Annotated in this window: 11 protein-coding genes; 4 read left to right on the top strand and 7 right to left on the bottom strand. The window is 72.6% G+C overall.

What is annotated here, in order from left to right:
* Positions 1-103: 103 nt before the first annotated feature.
* Both FBZ33_RS14950 and FBZ33_RS14955 read left to right on the top strand, forming a co-directional pair.
* Positions 104-2329, top strand: a complete 2226-nt coding sequence (locus tag FBZ33_RS14950) for a family 43 glycosylhydrolase (protein WP_141909508.1) — start codon at positions 104-106, stop codon at positions 2327-2329.
* Between the two features lie 209 nt (positions 2330-2538).
* Positions 2539-3183: a hypothetical protein gene (locus FBZ33_RS14955; protein ID WP_141909509.1), complete on the top strand. Its 645-nt coding sequence runs from the start codon at positions 2539-2541 to the stop codon at positions 3181-3183.
* Positions 3184-3208: 25 nt separating this feature from the next.
* Here the strand turns inward: FBZ33_RS14955 and FBZ33_RS14960 are convergent, their stop codons facing one another.
* From FBZ33_RS14960 to FBZ33_RS14970, 3 genes are all read right to left on the bottom strand, one after another.
* The gene (locus FBZ33_RS14960) at positions 3209-3724 is read right to left on the bottom strand and encodes a 2'-5' RNA ligase family protein (protein ID WP_141909510.1); all 516 of its coding nucleotides are present in this window, start codon (positions 3722-3724) and stop codon (positions 3209-3211) included.
* Between the two features lie 159 nt (positions 3725-3883).
* Positions 3884-4489 carry a DNA-binding response regulator gene (locus tag FBZ33_RS14965; protein ID WP_141909511.1) on the bottom strand — a complete coding sequence of 202 codons (606 nt, stop codon included), beginning with the start codon at positions 4487-4489 and terminating at the stop codon, positions 3884-3886.
* Positions 4486-5637: a histidine kinase gene (locus tag FBZ33_RS14970; protein WP_141909512.1), complete on the bottom strand. Its 1152-nt coding sequence runs from the start codon at positions 5635-5637 to the stop codon at positions 4486-4488. The genes FBZ33_RS14965 and FBZ33_RS14970 overlap by 4 nt, the downstream gene beginning before the upstream one ends.
* Before the next feature lie 132 nt (positions 5638-5769).
* Here FBZ33_RS14970 and FBZ33_RS14975 point away from each other — a divergent pair, with 132 nt between their 5' ends.
* Both FBZ33_RS14975 and FBZ33_RS14980 read left to right on the top strand, forming a co-directional pair.
* Complete coding sequence (locus FBZ33_RS14975) at positions 5770-6642, top strand: hypothetical protein (RefSeq protein WP_255508874.1); 873 nt, start codon at positions 5770-5772, stop codon at positions 6640-6642.
* A 187-nt stretch (positions 6643-6829) separates the two neighbouring features.
* On the top strand, positions 6830-8575 hold the full coding sequence (locus FBZ33_RS14980) for a DEAD/DEAH box helicase (RefSeq protein WP_088948303.1): 1746 nt from the start codon (positions 6830-6832) through the stop codon (positions 8573-8575).
* A 48-nt stretch (positions 8576-8623) separates the two neighbouring features.
* Here the strand turns inward: FBZ33_RS14980 and FBZ33_RS14985 are convergent, their stop codons facing one another.
* The 4 genes from FBZ33_RS14985 to FBZ33_RS15000 all read right to left on the bottom strand — a co-directional run bounded on the left by FBZ33_RS14985 (position 8624) and on the right by FBZ33_RS15000 (position 13320).
* Positions 8624-9028: a DoxX family protein gene (locus tag FBZ33_RS14985; protein WP_141909513.1), complete on the bottom strand. Its 405-nt coding sequence runs from the start codon at positions 9026-9028 to the stop codon at positions 8624-8626.
* 135 nt (positions 9029-9163) lie between these two features.
* Positions 9164-11494: an endopeptidase La gene (gene lon, locus FBZ33_RS14990; RefSeq protein ID WP_088948305.1), complete on the bottom strand. Its 2331-nt coding sequence runs from the start codon at positions 11492-11494 to the stop codon at positions 9164-9166.
* 141 nt (positions 11495-11635) lie between these two features.
* A complete protein-coding gene (locus FBZ33_RS14995; RefSeq protein WP_141909514.1) occupies positions 11636-12505 on the bottom strand; it encodes a manganese catalase family protein in 870 nt (289 codons plus the stop codon).
* Between the two features lie 83 nt (positions 12506-12588).
* Positions 12589-13320: a sensor histidine kinase KdpD gene (locus FBZ33_RS15000; RefSeq protein WP_141909515.1), complete on the bottom strand. Its 732-nt coding sequence runs from the start codon at positions 13318-13320 to the stop codon at positions 12589-12591.
* Between the last annotated feature and the right edge of the window lie 72 nt (positions 13321-13392).

Consider the following 13392-nt stretch of genomic DNA (forward strand, 5'->3'; position numbering starts at 1 on the left):
GCGGGTACGCGAGACCGCAGGCGTCGATCTCTTTACAACGTTGTATCCATCGTTGTAGAAACGAGGGCACGACCCCACGCCCACTCCCCCGAGGCAGGTCCACATGCGACACCTTCGCCGCGGCGGCGCGCTCGCCGCCGCGCTCGGTCTGATCCTGGCCACGTTGGCGCCCCCACCCGCCGCCGGCTCCGGCAGGCCGTCCCGCTATGACAATCCGATCTCGGTCGGGGTGGGCGACACGTTCGCCGACCCGGTCATCGTGCGCGGCGACGACGGCTTCTGGTACGCCTACGGCACCACCGACCCACTGCGCGAGGGCGAGCACGAGTTCCACCGGGTGCCCACCGCCCGCTCGGCCAACCTGGTCGACTGGACGTACGTCGGGGACGCGTTCGGCCCCGAGCAGCGGCCACCGTACGCGGCGCCCGGTGCGGCCTTCTGGGCACCTGACGTGCGCCGCGTCGGCGATCAGTGGGTCATGTACGTGACGGTCACCGACACCACCGTCTCCGCCGAGGGCAGCGACTACGCCATCGGCGCGGCCACCGCGCCCACCCCGACCGGCCCGTGGACCTTCGCCGCGCAACCCGTGGTGGCACCCAGCCCCGGCGGGGGCGGCGGCTATCTGTGGACCATCGACCCAAGCCAGTTCACCGACGTCGACGGCCGGGGCTACCTCTACTACGGCAGCTACTACGGCGGCATCTCGGTCACCGAACTCAGCGCGGACGGGCTGACCGCCGTGGGCACACCGACGCAGGTGGCGATCGACAACAAGTTCGAGGGCAGCTACGTGCTGCGCCACGACGGCTGGTACTACCTGTTCGCCTCAACGGCCAACTGCTGCGCCGGCCCGGCCACCGGCTACTCCGTCCAGGTGGGACGCGCACGCAGCCCGCGCGGCCCGTTCACCGACCGCGACGGCGTCGCGCTGACCGCGTCCCGGGCGGGTGGCACGCCGGTGCTGACCCAGAACGGCAACCGGTGGATCGGCACCGGGCACAACGGCTTCCTCACCGACCTGTCCGGCCAGGACTGGATCGTCTACCACGCGATCGACCGCGCCGACCCGTACCTCGACGAGCCGTTCGGCATCAACGAACGCCCGATGCTGCTCGACCGCCTCGACTGGATCGACGGCTGGCCGACCGTGAACGCCGGCGCCGGCCCGTCCGAGGGCGCCCGACCCGCACCGGTGACCACCGGCCGGGTCGACGACCGGTTCGACAACACCGGGCTGGCCGGCTGGCGACGTGTCACGGGCCAGTGGCGGGTCACCGACGGCCGGCTCGTCGGCAGCGGCGCGCTGACCAGTCGTACCACTGTGGGCGGTGACGTGCGCGCGGAGACCGACCTGCGGCTCACCGGCGCGGCCAGCGCCGGGGTCACCCTCGGTGACCGGGTCGAGGTCCGCGTCGACGCGGCCGCCGGCCGGCTCGTGGCCAGCGACGGCCGCCGCCGCGCGACCACGCCGCTTCCCGTCGGGCTCGACCTGGCCGACCCGCACAACCTGGCCATCGAGGTACGCGGACAGCAACTCGTCGCCGAGCTGAGCCCGGCCCGCCTCGGTGACCAGGTCGCCGTGGTGTCGCTGCGGCTGGACCGCCCGGTCGCGGGGCGCCCTGGGCTGGCCGCCGCCGGTGGTCCGGCCGAGTTCGACAACGTCAGCGTGGCCCGACTGTTCCAGCCGGCGAAGCGGGCGGTGCCCGAGCCCCACGTCGGGGCGCCGCTGCGGGCGTACTCCGACGAGTTCACCGATGGGCTCGACGGCGACTGGCGGTGGGTCCGCGAGGACCCGGCGGTCACCGCCGCCGACGGCGCGCTGCGCTGGCCGGTGCAGTCGGCCGACCTGACCGGCACCGGCAACACCGCCGGTGTGCTGCTGCGCGACGCGCCGCGCGGCGACTACGTCGTCGAGACGAAGGTGACGCTGAACCTGGGTGAGGAGTCCGTCCGCAACTACCAGCAGGCGGGCCTGATCGCCTACGTGGACGACGACCGGTTCGCCCGGCTGACCCAGGTGGCGATCTGGAACACCCGGCAGGTCGAGTACGGCTACGAGCTGCCCTTCGCCGGCCAGCCGGTCTACGGCGGCAGCATCGTCGGCACCCCGGCCGCCACCACCTGGCTACGACTGGCGCAGCACGTCGACCCGGCCACCGGGGAGCACGAGTTCCGGGCCGGTTCCAGCCGGGACGGGCGTACCTGGACGTGGGGTGCGGTGTGGACGTTCCCGGCCGACACCACTCCCCGGATCGGCCTCGTGGCGCACGGCGGCGCCGAACCGGCGGTCACCGCCGAGTTCGACTACCTGCGCTTCTACCGCTAGAGCGGCGGGCCCCCTGCCGACGTGCAGGGGGCCCTTCGACCCGGTCAACGTCGTGTCTGGTGACGCACTTGCCGGCTGCCCTACCCTGAAGGAGCCGCGGCGCCACTTCGGCAAGTCGAGGCCCTAGCGCCCGCACCCGGGCGGATGGAAGCAGCCGCATGAACTGGACAACGTTCAGAAGCAACCGCACCCCTCACCGACTCCGCGCCGTGACCGACCTGCAGTTCCCGGCCAGCGGGCGGCAGCAGCTACGAAACCGGCACCCCCATCTCAGCGACGACGACATCGCCCTCGTCGAAACCGCGACCCGGCAGTGGTTCCGGATCATCGCCCGCCAGGGCAGCGCGAAGCTGTCGGTGCCGTCGGTGGTCGTGGACGATCTGTGGCAGGAACTGGCCCGGCATACGCAGGACTACGCCGCCTTCTGCGACGCCGCGTTCGGGCGCCCTCTGCCGCACCAGCCCAGGCCCGCCACCGGCGGAGGCATGACCAACGCCGATCGCAGCGCCCTGCTCGCCACGCTGAACCACGGCCGCCGGGACGAGGGTTGTGGTCCGACCGGCCTTCCCCTGCTGTTCCGGGTGGACCAGGAGGTGCGCGTCCAGAATGGCAACCGCTACCTGGCCGACTGCGGAGGCCGTGGCGAATGTTTCCCGGTCGCCGACCGCGTCTGCCTGCAACACCTCGCGGGGCCGGGCAAGCGGCCCAAGCCGCGCGGCATCCGCGGTGATCTGCCCTTCAACGACGGCCGTCACGGCTACGCCGGCGGTGCAGGCGGCAGTGGCGGAGGCGAGTTCAGTGGCGGGAGCGACGGAGGGGGCGGCGACGGCGGTGGCGGCGGGGGCAGCAACTGAAGGCCCCTGACACGCCGCGACGGGCCTAGGGCGTGGTCAGCGGTGTCAGCGTCCGGTCCGTGCCGTCGTAGCTGCGCGCGGCGTCGAAGTCCCCCGTCGGGCGCTGCCCACCGGCGACGGCACGGGCCAACCGCAGGTCCGCGTTGCGAAAGCGCAGGGCCAGGCTCAGGTGTGGCACCCACGCCCCCGGAGCGTGCCACGGCCGGTGCCCGTCGGCCTCGGCGAGAACGTCCCAGACGGCGGCGTGCAGCGCGGTCAGCGCCGACGTGGGTTGCACGAGCCAGACCAGCGGGGCGCTGCCGTCGAGGACGACAACGCGGTCGAGCGTGACCGGGATCGGGAGCGCGGCGTCGAACAGCTCGGCGAGGCGGCGCTCGACGCCGGGCGGAAACTCGTCGACGGCGGCGAGGGTCAGGTGCGGCCGGTTGGTCGGGTGGGTGTTGCGGGCCAGGCTCGGCAACCCGGCAGCCGCCAACCGGTCCCAGACCGCCCGAACCTCGGCGTCCAACCCAGGCGAGCAGACCAGTTCGACGGTACGCACCCCGACACGCTAGCGGGACTGCTCCGCCCGACCGTCCGATCCCCACGGCAATGCGCTCCGCGCAGCCACCCCCCGTCGATCATGAAGTTAGCGGTGTCGATGCCGGCGTGTCGCGACGCTAACTTCATGATCGACGCGGGCGAGGGCGGGGGGGCTCGGTTAGAGCCAGCCGTTGTTTCGGGCGGTGCGGACGGCTTCGGCGCGGTCGGCCGCGCCGAGCTTCTGTACGGCGGCGGAGAGGTGGTTGCGGACGGTGCCGGTGGACAGGTGCACCCGGCGGGCGATCACCGCGACCGGCGCGCCGACCTCGGCCAGCCGTAGCGTCTCCAGCTCCCGTGGCGTCAGCGGGCACGCTGGCAGGGTCAACGCGTCGGCGGCGAGCGACGGGTCGACGTACCGTCCGCCGGCGTGCACCCGGCGGATCACGTCGGCGAGCGCGCCACCGGGCGAGCCCTTGGGCACGAAACCGCGCGCCCCGGCGGTCAGTGCCTGACGCAGGTGCCCCGGGCGGCCGTGCCCGGTCAGCACGACCACCGCGCACTCAGGACGGACCCGGGCCAGCTCGGCGGCCACCGCGATGCCGTCCAGGCCGGGCATCTCCAGGTCCACCACCGCCACGTCCGGGTGGTGCGCGAGCGTCGCGGTGACCGCCGTGGGTCCGTCGGCGGCCTGGGCCACCACGTCGATGTCCGGTTCGAGGCCGAGCAGAGCGGCGACCGCGACCCGGATCAGGTCCTCGTCGTCGGCGAGCAGGACACGGATCACGACGGCACCGGCACTGTCGCCTCCAGGGTGAACACCCTGTCCTCCCGGCGGACCCGCAGCTCTCCCCCGACCGCGGCCAGCCGGTCGGCCAGGCCGCGCAGGCCGTGGCTGTGCTCATCCGGGCCGCTGTCGTCGGCCCCGTCGTTGGCGATGGTCATCCTGGCCCCGTTCTCGTCCCGGTCGATGTGGATCCGGCACCACTCGGCCCGGCTGTGCCGCAGCACGTTGGTGCCCGCCTCGCGCAGCACCGCCGCCAGTTCGGTGGCGGCCGGCTGAGGCAGGTCGACGTGTGGCGGCACCGTGCAGCGCACCCCGCAGGAGCGCAGCACGTCTGCCACCGCGGTCAGTTGCTCGCCGAGGTCGACTGCCCGGTAGCCGTGCACGCTCTCGCGGACCTCGGTGAGCGCGGACGCCGCCAACCGTTGCACCTCGGCGGCCTCCCGCCCGGCCCGCTCCGGGTCGACCGGTGCGAGCCGCGCGGCGAGTTCGGCCTTCAGCGCGATCACGGTGAGACTGTGCCCCAGCAGGTCGTGCACGTCACGGGCGAAGCGCAGCCGCTCCTCGGCGGCGGCCAGCCGGGCCTGGGCGGCCTGACCCTGCCGAGCCTCCACCAGCAGGTCCCAGAACCAGACCTGGAACCAGTTGACCGCTGCCACGCCCACCCCGATGCCACCGGTCACGGCCAGGGACCGCCCCACCGACCCGCCGGTCCACCAGGCCACAGCCGCCGACACGAGCAGGGCGCCGGCGGTGACCGCCAGCGCGCCCGGGAGGCGGACCAGCAAGGGGGCCATCCCGACCAGGGAGGCCCCGATCCACGCCCAGGTCGGCCAGGTCCCGGCCGCGACCGGGGCCACCAACGGCACGGTCAGCGCCGCCACGACGACCAGGCCGAGCTGGGCGCGACGTCGCCACCGTTGCGCGAGCCAGGGGGTGACCGCCGCGTACAGCACAGCGGTCTGGGTGGCCGCGAAGAGGAGGATCCCGACCGCGCCGAGCGCGACGCGGCCGGGGGACGGCTCCCGGGTCAGGCCGGCCGTGGGCAGCAGGACAGTCGCCCACACGCCGGTGGCCAGCGACAGCAGCGTCGCCCGCCGGGCCCGGTGCAGCCGGCGGTCCGCCCGGGGGGTCACCGCCTCGCTCGCCACGCACCGATCCTAGGACCGCCCGGCGCCCGGTCCACCCGTGCGAGATGTCACGGTTGGACCGTGCGATCCGCACGGGTTTCCGGTGACGGACGAGCCTGCCCACCGCGCCGGGACACCGGCAGTGTCAACGGCATGGAAAACACACGGGTGTACGCGGACAGCATGGTCGTACCGTCGCCTGCGCCGATGCCGGCAGCGCCCGGCACCGGCACGCGGCGGCTGTGGTGGCATCTCGCCGAGATGGCGCTGGCGATGGTCGTCGGGATGCTGCTGCTCGGGCCCCTGTGGGACGCGGCCGGCGCCCCGCTCGGGATCACCGGGACGCTGGACCGGCCGGACGTCGCCGCGCTGGTGATGGCCACGAACATGACGGTCGGGATGACGGTGTGGATGCGCTACCGGGCGCACCACTGGCGTGGGGTCGTGGAGATGGCCGCGGCGATGTACGTGCCGTTCCTGTTGGTGCTCGTACCGTTCTGGGCCGGCCGGCTCGATGGCGACGCCCTGATGCTCGGCGGTCACCTGCTGATGGTGCCGGCGATGGTGCTGGTGGCGGTGCGCCATCGGCACGAGACGCCGGTGTCGGTACGCCGGCACCCGACCGTGACGGCGCTGGCCCATCGCTGGCCGACCGGGCTGGCGCTGCTGATGACGGTGGACATGTGGGTCGAGCCGAGGGTGCTCAACCCGTGGACGATGCTGGTGCTGCCCGGCGGGTACCTGCTGATCGGCGTGGTCCGACGCACCCTGCGCGGGCCGGGCGCGCTCGCCACCCAACTGGTCGGCCTGGTCGTCTGGGTCGCGCTGACGCTGGTCGCGGTCGCGGTCGGGGGTCAGACGGCCGCGTGGCTGGTGGCGCTCGGTTGGCTGGCGCACGCCGGTTGGGACCTGGCCCACCACCGCACCGGCCGGGTGGTGCCGCGCGGGTACGCCGAGTGGTGCGGCGTGTTCGACACGACACTGGCGGGCACCATGATCCTGGCGATCCTGACCGGCGCCGTCTGACGGTTCCGCCCGCCGGGGCGGAACGGGCAGGATCCACGCAACAACGGTGAAACTGCTGCCTCAGGCGTCGCGGAGGCAGCATTTTCAGCGTTGCTGCGCGGATCCTGTGGGGGTGTCCCGCGGCGCTGATCGCGCTCTTGTGGCGGTCGGCGCAGCGGCTTGGACGGCGTAATGAAAGGCTTGGCACATGAGTTCCGCACCTGCACAGCACGACGCACCGATCGACGCACCGATTGACGCCGCCCCCGCCGGCGCCGAAGAGGTGTACGCCTTCACCGAGCTCGGGCTGCGTCCCGAGCTGCTGGGCGCGCTGTCCGCCCTCGGCTACGAAGAGCCGACCCCGATCCAGCGGGAGGCGATCCCACCACTGCTGGAGGGTCGGGACCTGCTGGGCCAGGCGGCCACCGGCACCGGCAAGACGGCGGCGTTCGCGCTCCCGCTGCTGAACCTCATGACGGCGCACCGCCAGGGCGGTGACCCGGTGGCGCTGGTGTTGGTGCCCACCCGTGAGCTGGCGGTGCAGGTCTCCGAGGCGTTCCACCGCTACGGCAAGGACCTGGGCGCCCGGGTGCTGCCGATCTACGGTGGGCAGCCGATCGGGCGGCAGCTGCGGGCACTGGACAGCGGTGTCGACGTGGTGGTGGCCACCCCCGGGCGGGCCCTCGACCACATCGCCCGGGGCACTTTGCGCCTGGGTGGGCTCGCCACGGTGGTGCTCGACGAGGCCGACGAGATGCTCGACATGGGCTTCGCCGAGGACATCGAGGCGATCCTGGAGCACGCTCCGGCCGAGCGTCAGACGGTGCTCTTCTCGGCCACCATGCCGTCGCGCATCGACGGGATGGCCCGGCAGCACCTGCGCGAACCGGTCCGGATCGAGATCGGCCGGGAGCCGACGGTCGCGGGCGAGGCGCCGCGGGTGCGGCAGAGCGCGTACATCGTGACCCGGGCCCACAAGCCGGCCGCGTTGGGCCGGGTGCTGGACGTGGAGTCGCCCACCGCGGCGATCGTGTTCTGCCGCAGCCGGGAAGAGGTCGACCGGCTGACCGAGACGATGAACGGCCGGGGCTACCGCTCCGAGGCGCTGCACGGCGGCATGAGCCAGGAGCAGCGTGACCGGGTGATGGGCCGGCTGCGGGCGGGCACCGCCGACCTGCTGGTGGCCACCGACGTGGCGGCCCGTGGGCTGGACATCGAGCAGCTCTCCCACGTCGTCAACTACGACGTGCCGTCCGCCCCGGAGTCGTACGTGCACCGGATCGGCCGGGTGGGTCGGGCCGGCCGCGAGGGCGTGGCGATCACCCTCGCCGAGCCGCGTGAGCACCGGATGCTCAAGACCATCGAGCGGGTGACCGGCCAGCGGATCACCATCGACAAGATCCCCACAGTGGCCGACATGCGGACCCGCCGGTTGGAGCTGACCCAGGCGGCGCTGCGGGAGAGCCTGCTGGAGGACGACCTCGACCCCTTCCGGGTCATCGTGGAGACGCTGACCGACGAGTTCGACCTGATGGAGGTCGCCCTCGCGGCCGTGAAGCTGGCCCACGAGGTGACGTCGCCGGGCTCCGACGACGAGGAGGAGATCCCGCAGGTCCCGGTCCGCGGTCCCCGCGAGGGTCGACCGGAGACCGGCGGCCGGGGCGGCGACCGGCGGGGCGGGGGCCGGCCGCGCTCCGGCGGCGGCAACACCGTCCAGGTCTTCGTCGGCCTGGGCCGGCGCGCCGGGGTGCGCCCTCAGGACCTGGTTGGCGCGATCACCGGGGAGACCGGGATCCGTGGTCGGGACATCGGCTCGATCGAGATCGCCGACCGGTTCTCGCTGGTCGAGGTGCCGCAGGGGGTGGCCGACGAGGTGATCTCCGGGTTGCGCCAGAGCACGATCAAGGGCCGCAAGGCCACAGTGCGCCGCGACCGCGGGGGCGACGAGCGCTGAGAACGCCGCCGGCGACCGCCGAGGTACGACGGTCGCCGGCGCTTTGGATCAGAAGGAGTACGGCCCGAACCGGCCCCACGCCACCACTGCGGCGAGCACGAGCAGCACCGCGCAGGTGATCGCGCCTTGCAGCTCGGTGCGACGCTGCTCCGCCGTCTCCAGCTTCTTCCTGTCGCGCAGGTGCACGAGGATGCCGCCGATCATGACGATGACCAGCCCGGTGGCGGCGAGCGGGGTGAGCACGGTGGCGATGCCGGTGAGTGGGGGCAGCACCAGCCCGAGGGCGGCCAGCAGCTCGACGGCGCCGAGCGCCTTGACCTGGGTCGGCGGGACCGGGTCCACCCACCGCATCATCTCGCGCAGCTTGTCCTTGGGCTGGGTCAGCTTGGCGAAGCCGGCGCCGGCGAAGACGACGGCGAGCAGGATCTGGATGATCCAGAGCACCACGTTCACGGGGGTTCCTCCAGGGGGACGCCTCGCGGCGAAGAAGAGGTAGTTGAGGATTCAAGCGAGACAGTAGACCTCTCCCCGCGTACGCAGAGGACCCCCGCCGTCTTGAAAGACGGCGGGGGTCCGTTGGGGCCTGCGTCAGGCCGCGAAGAGCGCCGGACCGTCCAGCGTCTTGACGTCGGCTGGGCGCAACGCCAGGGCGAGCACGTCGGCCACGTCGGCCAGGGTGTGCACGGTCAGCGCCTCGCGCACCTCGGTCGGCAGGTCGTCCAGGTCGGGCTCGTTGCGCGCCGGGATGATCACCTCAGTGAGGCCGGCCCGGTGCGCGGCGAGCAGCTTCTGCTTCACCCCGCCGATCGGCAGCACCCGACCGGACAGCGTCACCTCGCCGGTCATCCCGAACTCGGGACGGACCGGGCGGCCGGTGACCAGCGAGGCCAGGGCCGTCACCATGGTGATGCCGGCGCTCGGGCCGTCCTTGGGCACCGCGCCCGCCGGGAAGTGGACGTGGATCCGGCGTCCGGCGAGGACGTTCGGGTCGATGCCGAACCGGCGCCCGTTGGAGCGCAGGTACGACAGGGCGATGTGCGCCGACTCCTTCATCACGTCGCCGAGCTGGCCGGTCAGGGTCAGCCCCGGCTCGCCCTCCATGCTGGTCGCCTCGATGAAGAGCACGTCCCCACCGGCGCCGGTGACGGCGAGGCCGGTTGCCACGCCGGGCACGGCGGTGCGCTCGGCCGACTCCGGGGTGAACTTCGGTCGCCCCAGGTAACGGGTGAGGTTGTCGGTGTCGACGCGTACCGGCGACGGGTCGGTCGCCAGCGTCACCGCCACCTTGCGCAGGATCTTGGCGAGGCCACGTTCGAGCTGCCGGACACCGGCCTCCCGGGTGTACTCCCCCGCGATCAGCGCCAACGCCTCGTCGGCGATCTCCACCTCGTCGGCGGTCAGCCCGGCCCGCTCCCGCTGCCGGGGCAGCAGGTGGTCACGGGCGATGGCGACCTTCTCGTCCTCGGTGTAGCCGTCCAGAGTGACCAGTTCCATCCGGTCCAGCAGCGGGCCGGGGATGGACTCCACCACGTTGGCGGTGGCCAGGAACAGCACGTCGGACAGGTCGAGGTCGACCTCCAGGTAGTGATCCCGGAAGGTGTGGTTCTGCGCCGGGTCGAGCACCTCCAGCAGGGCGGCGGCCGGGTCACCGGCGTAGCCGGCGGCCAGCTTGTCCACCTCGTCGAGGAGCACGACCGGGTTCATCGAGCCGGCCTCGCGCAGCGCGCGGACGATCCGACCGGGCAGCGCGCCGACGTAGGTACGCCGGTGACCGCGGATCTCCGCCTCGTCGCGGACGCCACCGAGCGACACCCGGACGAAGTTACGCCCGAGCGCGCGCGCCACGGACTCGCCGAGGCTGGTCTTGCCGACCCCGGGAGGGCCGGCGAGGGCGAGCACCGCGCCGGAGCCGCGACCGCCGACCACGCCGAGGTTGCGCTCGGCACGACGATTGCGCACGGCCAGGTACTCCAGGATGCGGTCCTTCACATCGGCCAGGCCGGCGTGGTCGGCGTCGAGCACCGCCCGGGCCGCGGCCAGGTCGGTGTTGTCCTCGGTACGCGTGCCCCACGGCATTTCGAGCACGGTGTCCAGCCAGGTGCGGATCCAGCCCGCCTCCGGCGAGGCGTCGCTGGCCCGCTCCAGCTTGCCGACCTCGCGCATGGCCGCCTCGCGGACCTTCTCCGGCAGCTCCGCGGACTCGACCCGGGAGCGGTAGTCGGCCGAGCCGTCCGGCTCGTCCTCACCCAGCTCCTTACGGATCGCGGCGAGCTGCTGGCGCAGCAGGAACTCCCGCTGTGACTTCTCCAGTCCCTCGCGGACGTCACTGTTGATCTGCTCGGTGACCTCCTGCTCGGCCAGGTAGTCCTTCACCCAGCCGACCAGCAGCTCCAGCCGGGCGGTCACGTCCGGCGCGGTGAGCAGTTCGGTCTTCTGGTCCAGGGTCAGCCAGGGCGCGTAGCCGGCCGAGTCGGCAAGCTCGGACAGGTCGGTCATCCGCTCCACCGCGTCGATGACCTGCCAGGCACCCCGCTGCTGGAGCACGGAGGTCACCAGGGCGCGGTACTCGCGGGCCAGTTCCCGGGCGCGACCGGCGGGAGCGGGTTCGTCGAGTTCGGAGGCCTCGACCCAGAGTGCGGCGCCAGGGCCGGGCACACCGGAGCCGATCCGGGCCCGGGACAGGCCACGGATGACGGCGGCGGGCTCACCCTCGGGCAGCCGGCCGACCTTCTCGATGGTGGCGACCACGCCGACCGGGCCGTACTCGCCGTCGATACGCGGCACGGCCAGCAGCTTGCGGTCGCCGGTCGCCCGAGCTGCGTCGATCGCGGCCTGGGTGGTCGGGTCGAGGGTCACCGGGATGACCATGCCGGGCAGCAGCACGGCGTCGGTCAGGGGAAGTACCGGAAGAGTTGCCATCGAACACCTGCTATCGCGTTGAGTTGAGCGTGTCTGGCTCAAGTAACAAAGCGTTCCCCTTGTTCCGCTCTGTGACCCAGACCACTCTTCCGCCCGGTCCGTCGGGCCGCCCGAAACCGGCGGGCGACCCGACCGGACACGTCAGGTGAGCTTGCTCTTTACCGTGTTCACGACCGAGCCGGCCACACCCGGATTGGTGCCGTACAACCGCGGGTCCCCCGGCGGCAGGACAGGCTCCGGCGCATTCGCCCGCGGGCTGTCGCCGTACCGGAACTCACCCTTGCCGTCCGGCGTGGGCCCGGACGCCCAGCGCCCCTCGTTGGCATCGGTGCCCGAGGAGAAGCTCAGGTAGGTGTAGCCGAACTCCTCGGTGAACTCGCCGGAGTCCGGGAACGCCTCCGGCACCGGCATGTCCTCCAGGCCGTCCTCCTTGAGCTGCTCGATCGCCGCCAGCCACATGTTCTGGTGCATGGTGTCGCGGGCCAGCAGGAAGCGCAGCATCTGCTTGACGCCCGGATCGTCGGTCATGTTGAACAACCGGGCGACCTGGAGCCGACCCTGCGCCTCCGCGGTGACGTTGAGCTGGAAGTCGGCCAGCAGGTTACCGCTGGCGGTGACGAACGAGCCGTTCCAGGGCACCCCGTTGGAGTCGGCGGGCAACGCCCCGCCACCGCCATGGATGAAGTGCGCCGGGTTCGACGCGGCGTAGGTCGCCGCGCCCCCAGGGTTGGCCGCGACGCCCTCCGACAGCGACAGTGGCGCGTTGTCCAACAGCCGGGTGATCATCGCGACGATCATCTCGACGTGGCCCATCTCCTCGGTGCCGACATCGAGCAGCAGGTCCTTGTACTTACCGGGCAGTCGGCAGTTCCACCCCTGGAACAGGTACTGGTTGGCGACGGTCATCTCGCCCCACTTGCCGCCCAGAACCTCCTGCAACCGGCGGGCGAACGCGGCGTCCGGGCCATCCGGTTTGGCCTCGAACTGTAGGTCCTTGACATGGCTGAACATCTGACCTCCTCGGTACGGGAACTGGCAGACGGTGTCGTTCCCGCCTCGGTGACCCGACCGGGCCAACCCGTGTCCCGGTGGGGTCAGCACAGCGGGTGAACCGTCGGCAGCAGCACCTCCAGCGCCACGCCGCGCGGTCGCAGTCGGTGCACCCGCAGCGCTCCCCCGTCCGTCACGAGGAGCTGCCGCACGATCCACAGCCCCAGCCCGGACATCCCGACCGCGGGCGCCGCGCGGCGCACCGCGGACAGCAACGCATCGTCGACCCGTCCCTCGTCCGTGACCAGGACACTCAGGCCAGGCCCGCGCACTGTGGCGTACAGCCCCACCTGCCCGTCCGGTGGCCCGTGCCGCAGCGCGTTCTCCACCAGGTTGACCAGCACCTGGCGGGTCCGTCCGGCCGGCACCGGGCAGGCGCCAGCCCGCCGGGTGGCCCGCGCACGCCGCCGACCGGCCGGCACCAGCGCGGCGGCCTCCCGCAGGATGCCCGCCAGCGGGACGGCCGGCTCCGGCTGTGGAGCCAGCGCCAGCGCGCCGGTACCGGCGGTCGCGTCGCGCAGCAGGCTCTGCAGGTGGACGGCCTGGTCGCGGGCCAACTCGCTGATCGCCCGCCGGTCGGCGCCGCTGAGCTCTCGCTGCTCGTCGGCCAGCGCGCGGGTCAGCGACGTCAGGGTGCTGATCGGCGTACGAAACTCGTGGCACAACACCCGCAGCAGCAACTCCGAATCCGCCACCGGTGGTCCCATCTCACCTGGAGTTGGCTCGATCCGGCGCAACCCTCGCAGCAGACCCTGCAGACCGTGGCGTGCGCGCATCCACCCGACTCCCCTCGTTCGGTGCGTACCCGCATGATCGGTACCCGCTGGGGAACGGCGCAGACATGCCGG

The organism is Micromonospora sp. A202 (assembly GCF_006715105.1).
Taxonomy (GTDB): Bacteria; Actinomycetota; Actinomycetes; order Mycobacteriales; family Micromonosporaceae; genus Micromonospora; species Micromonospora zamorensis.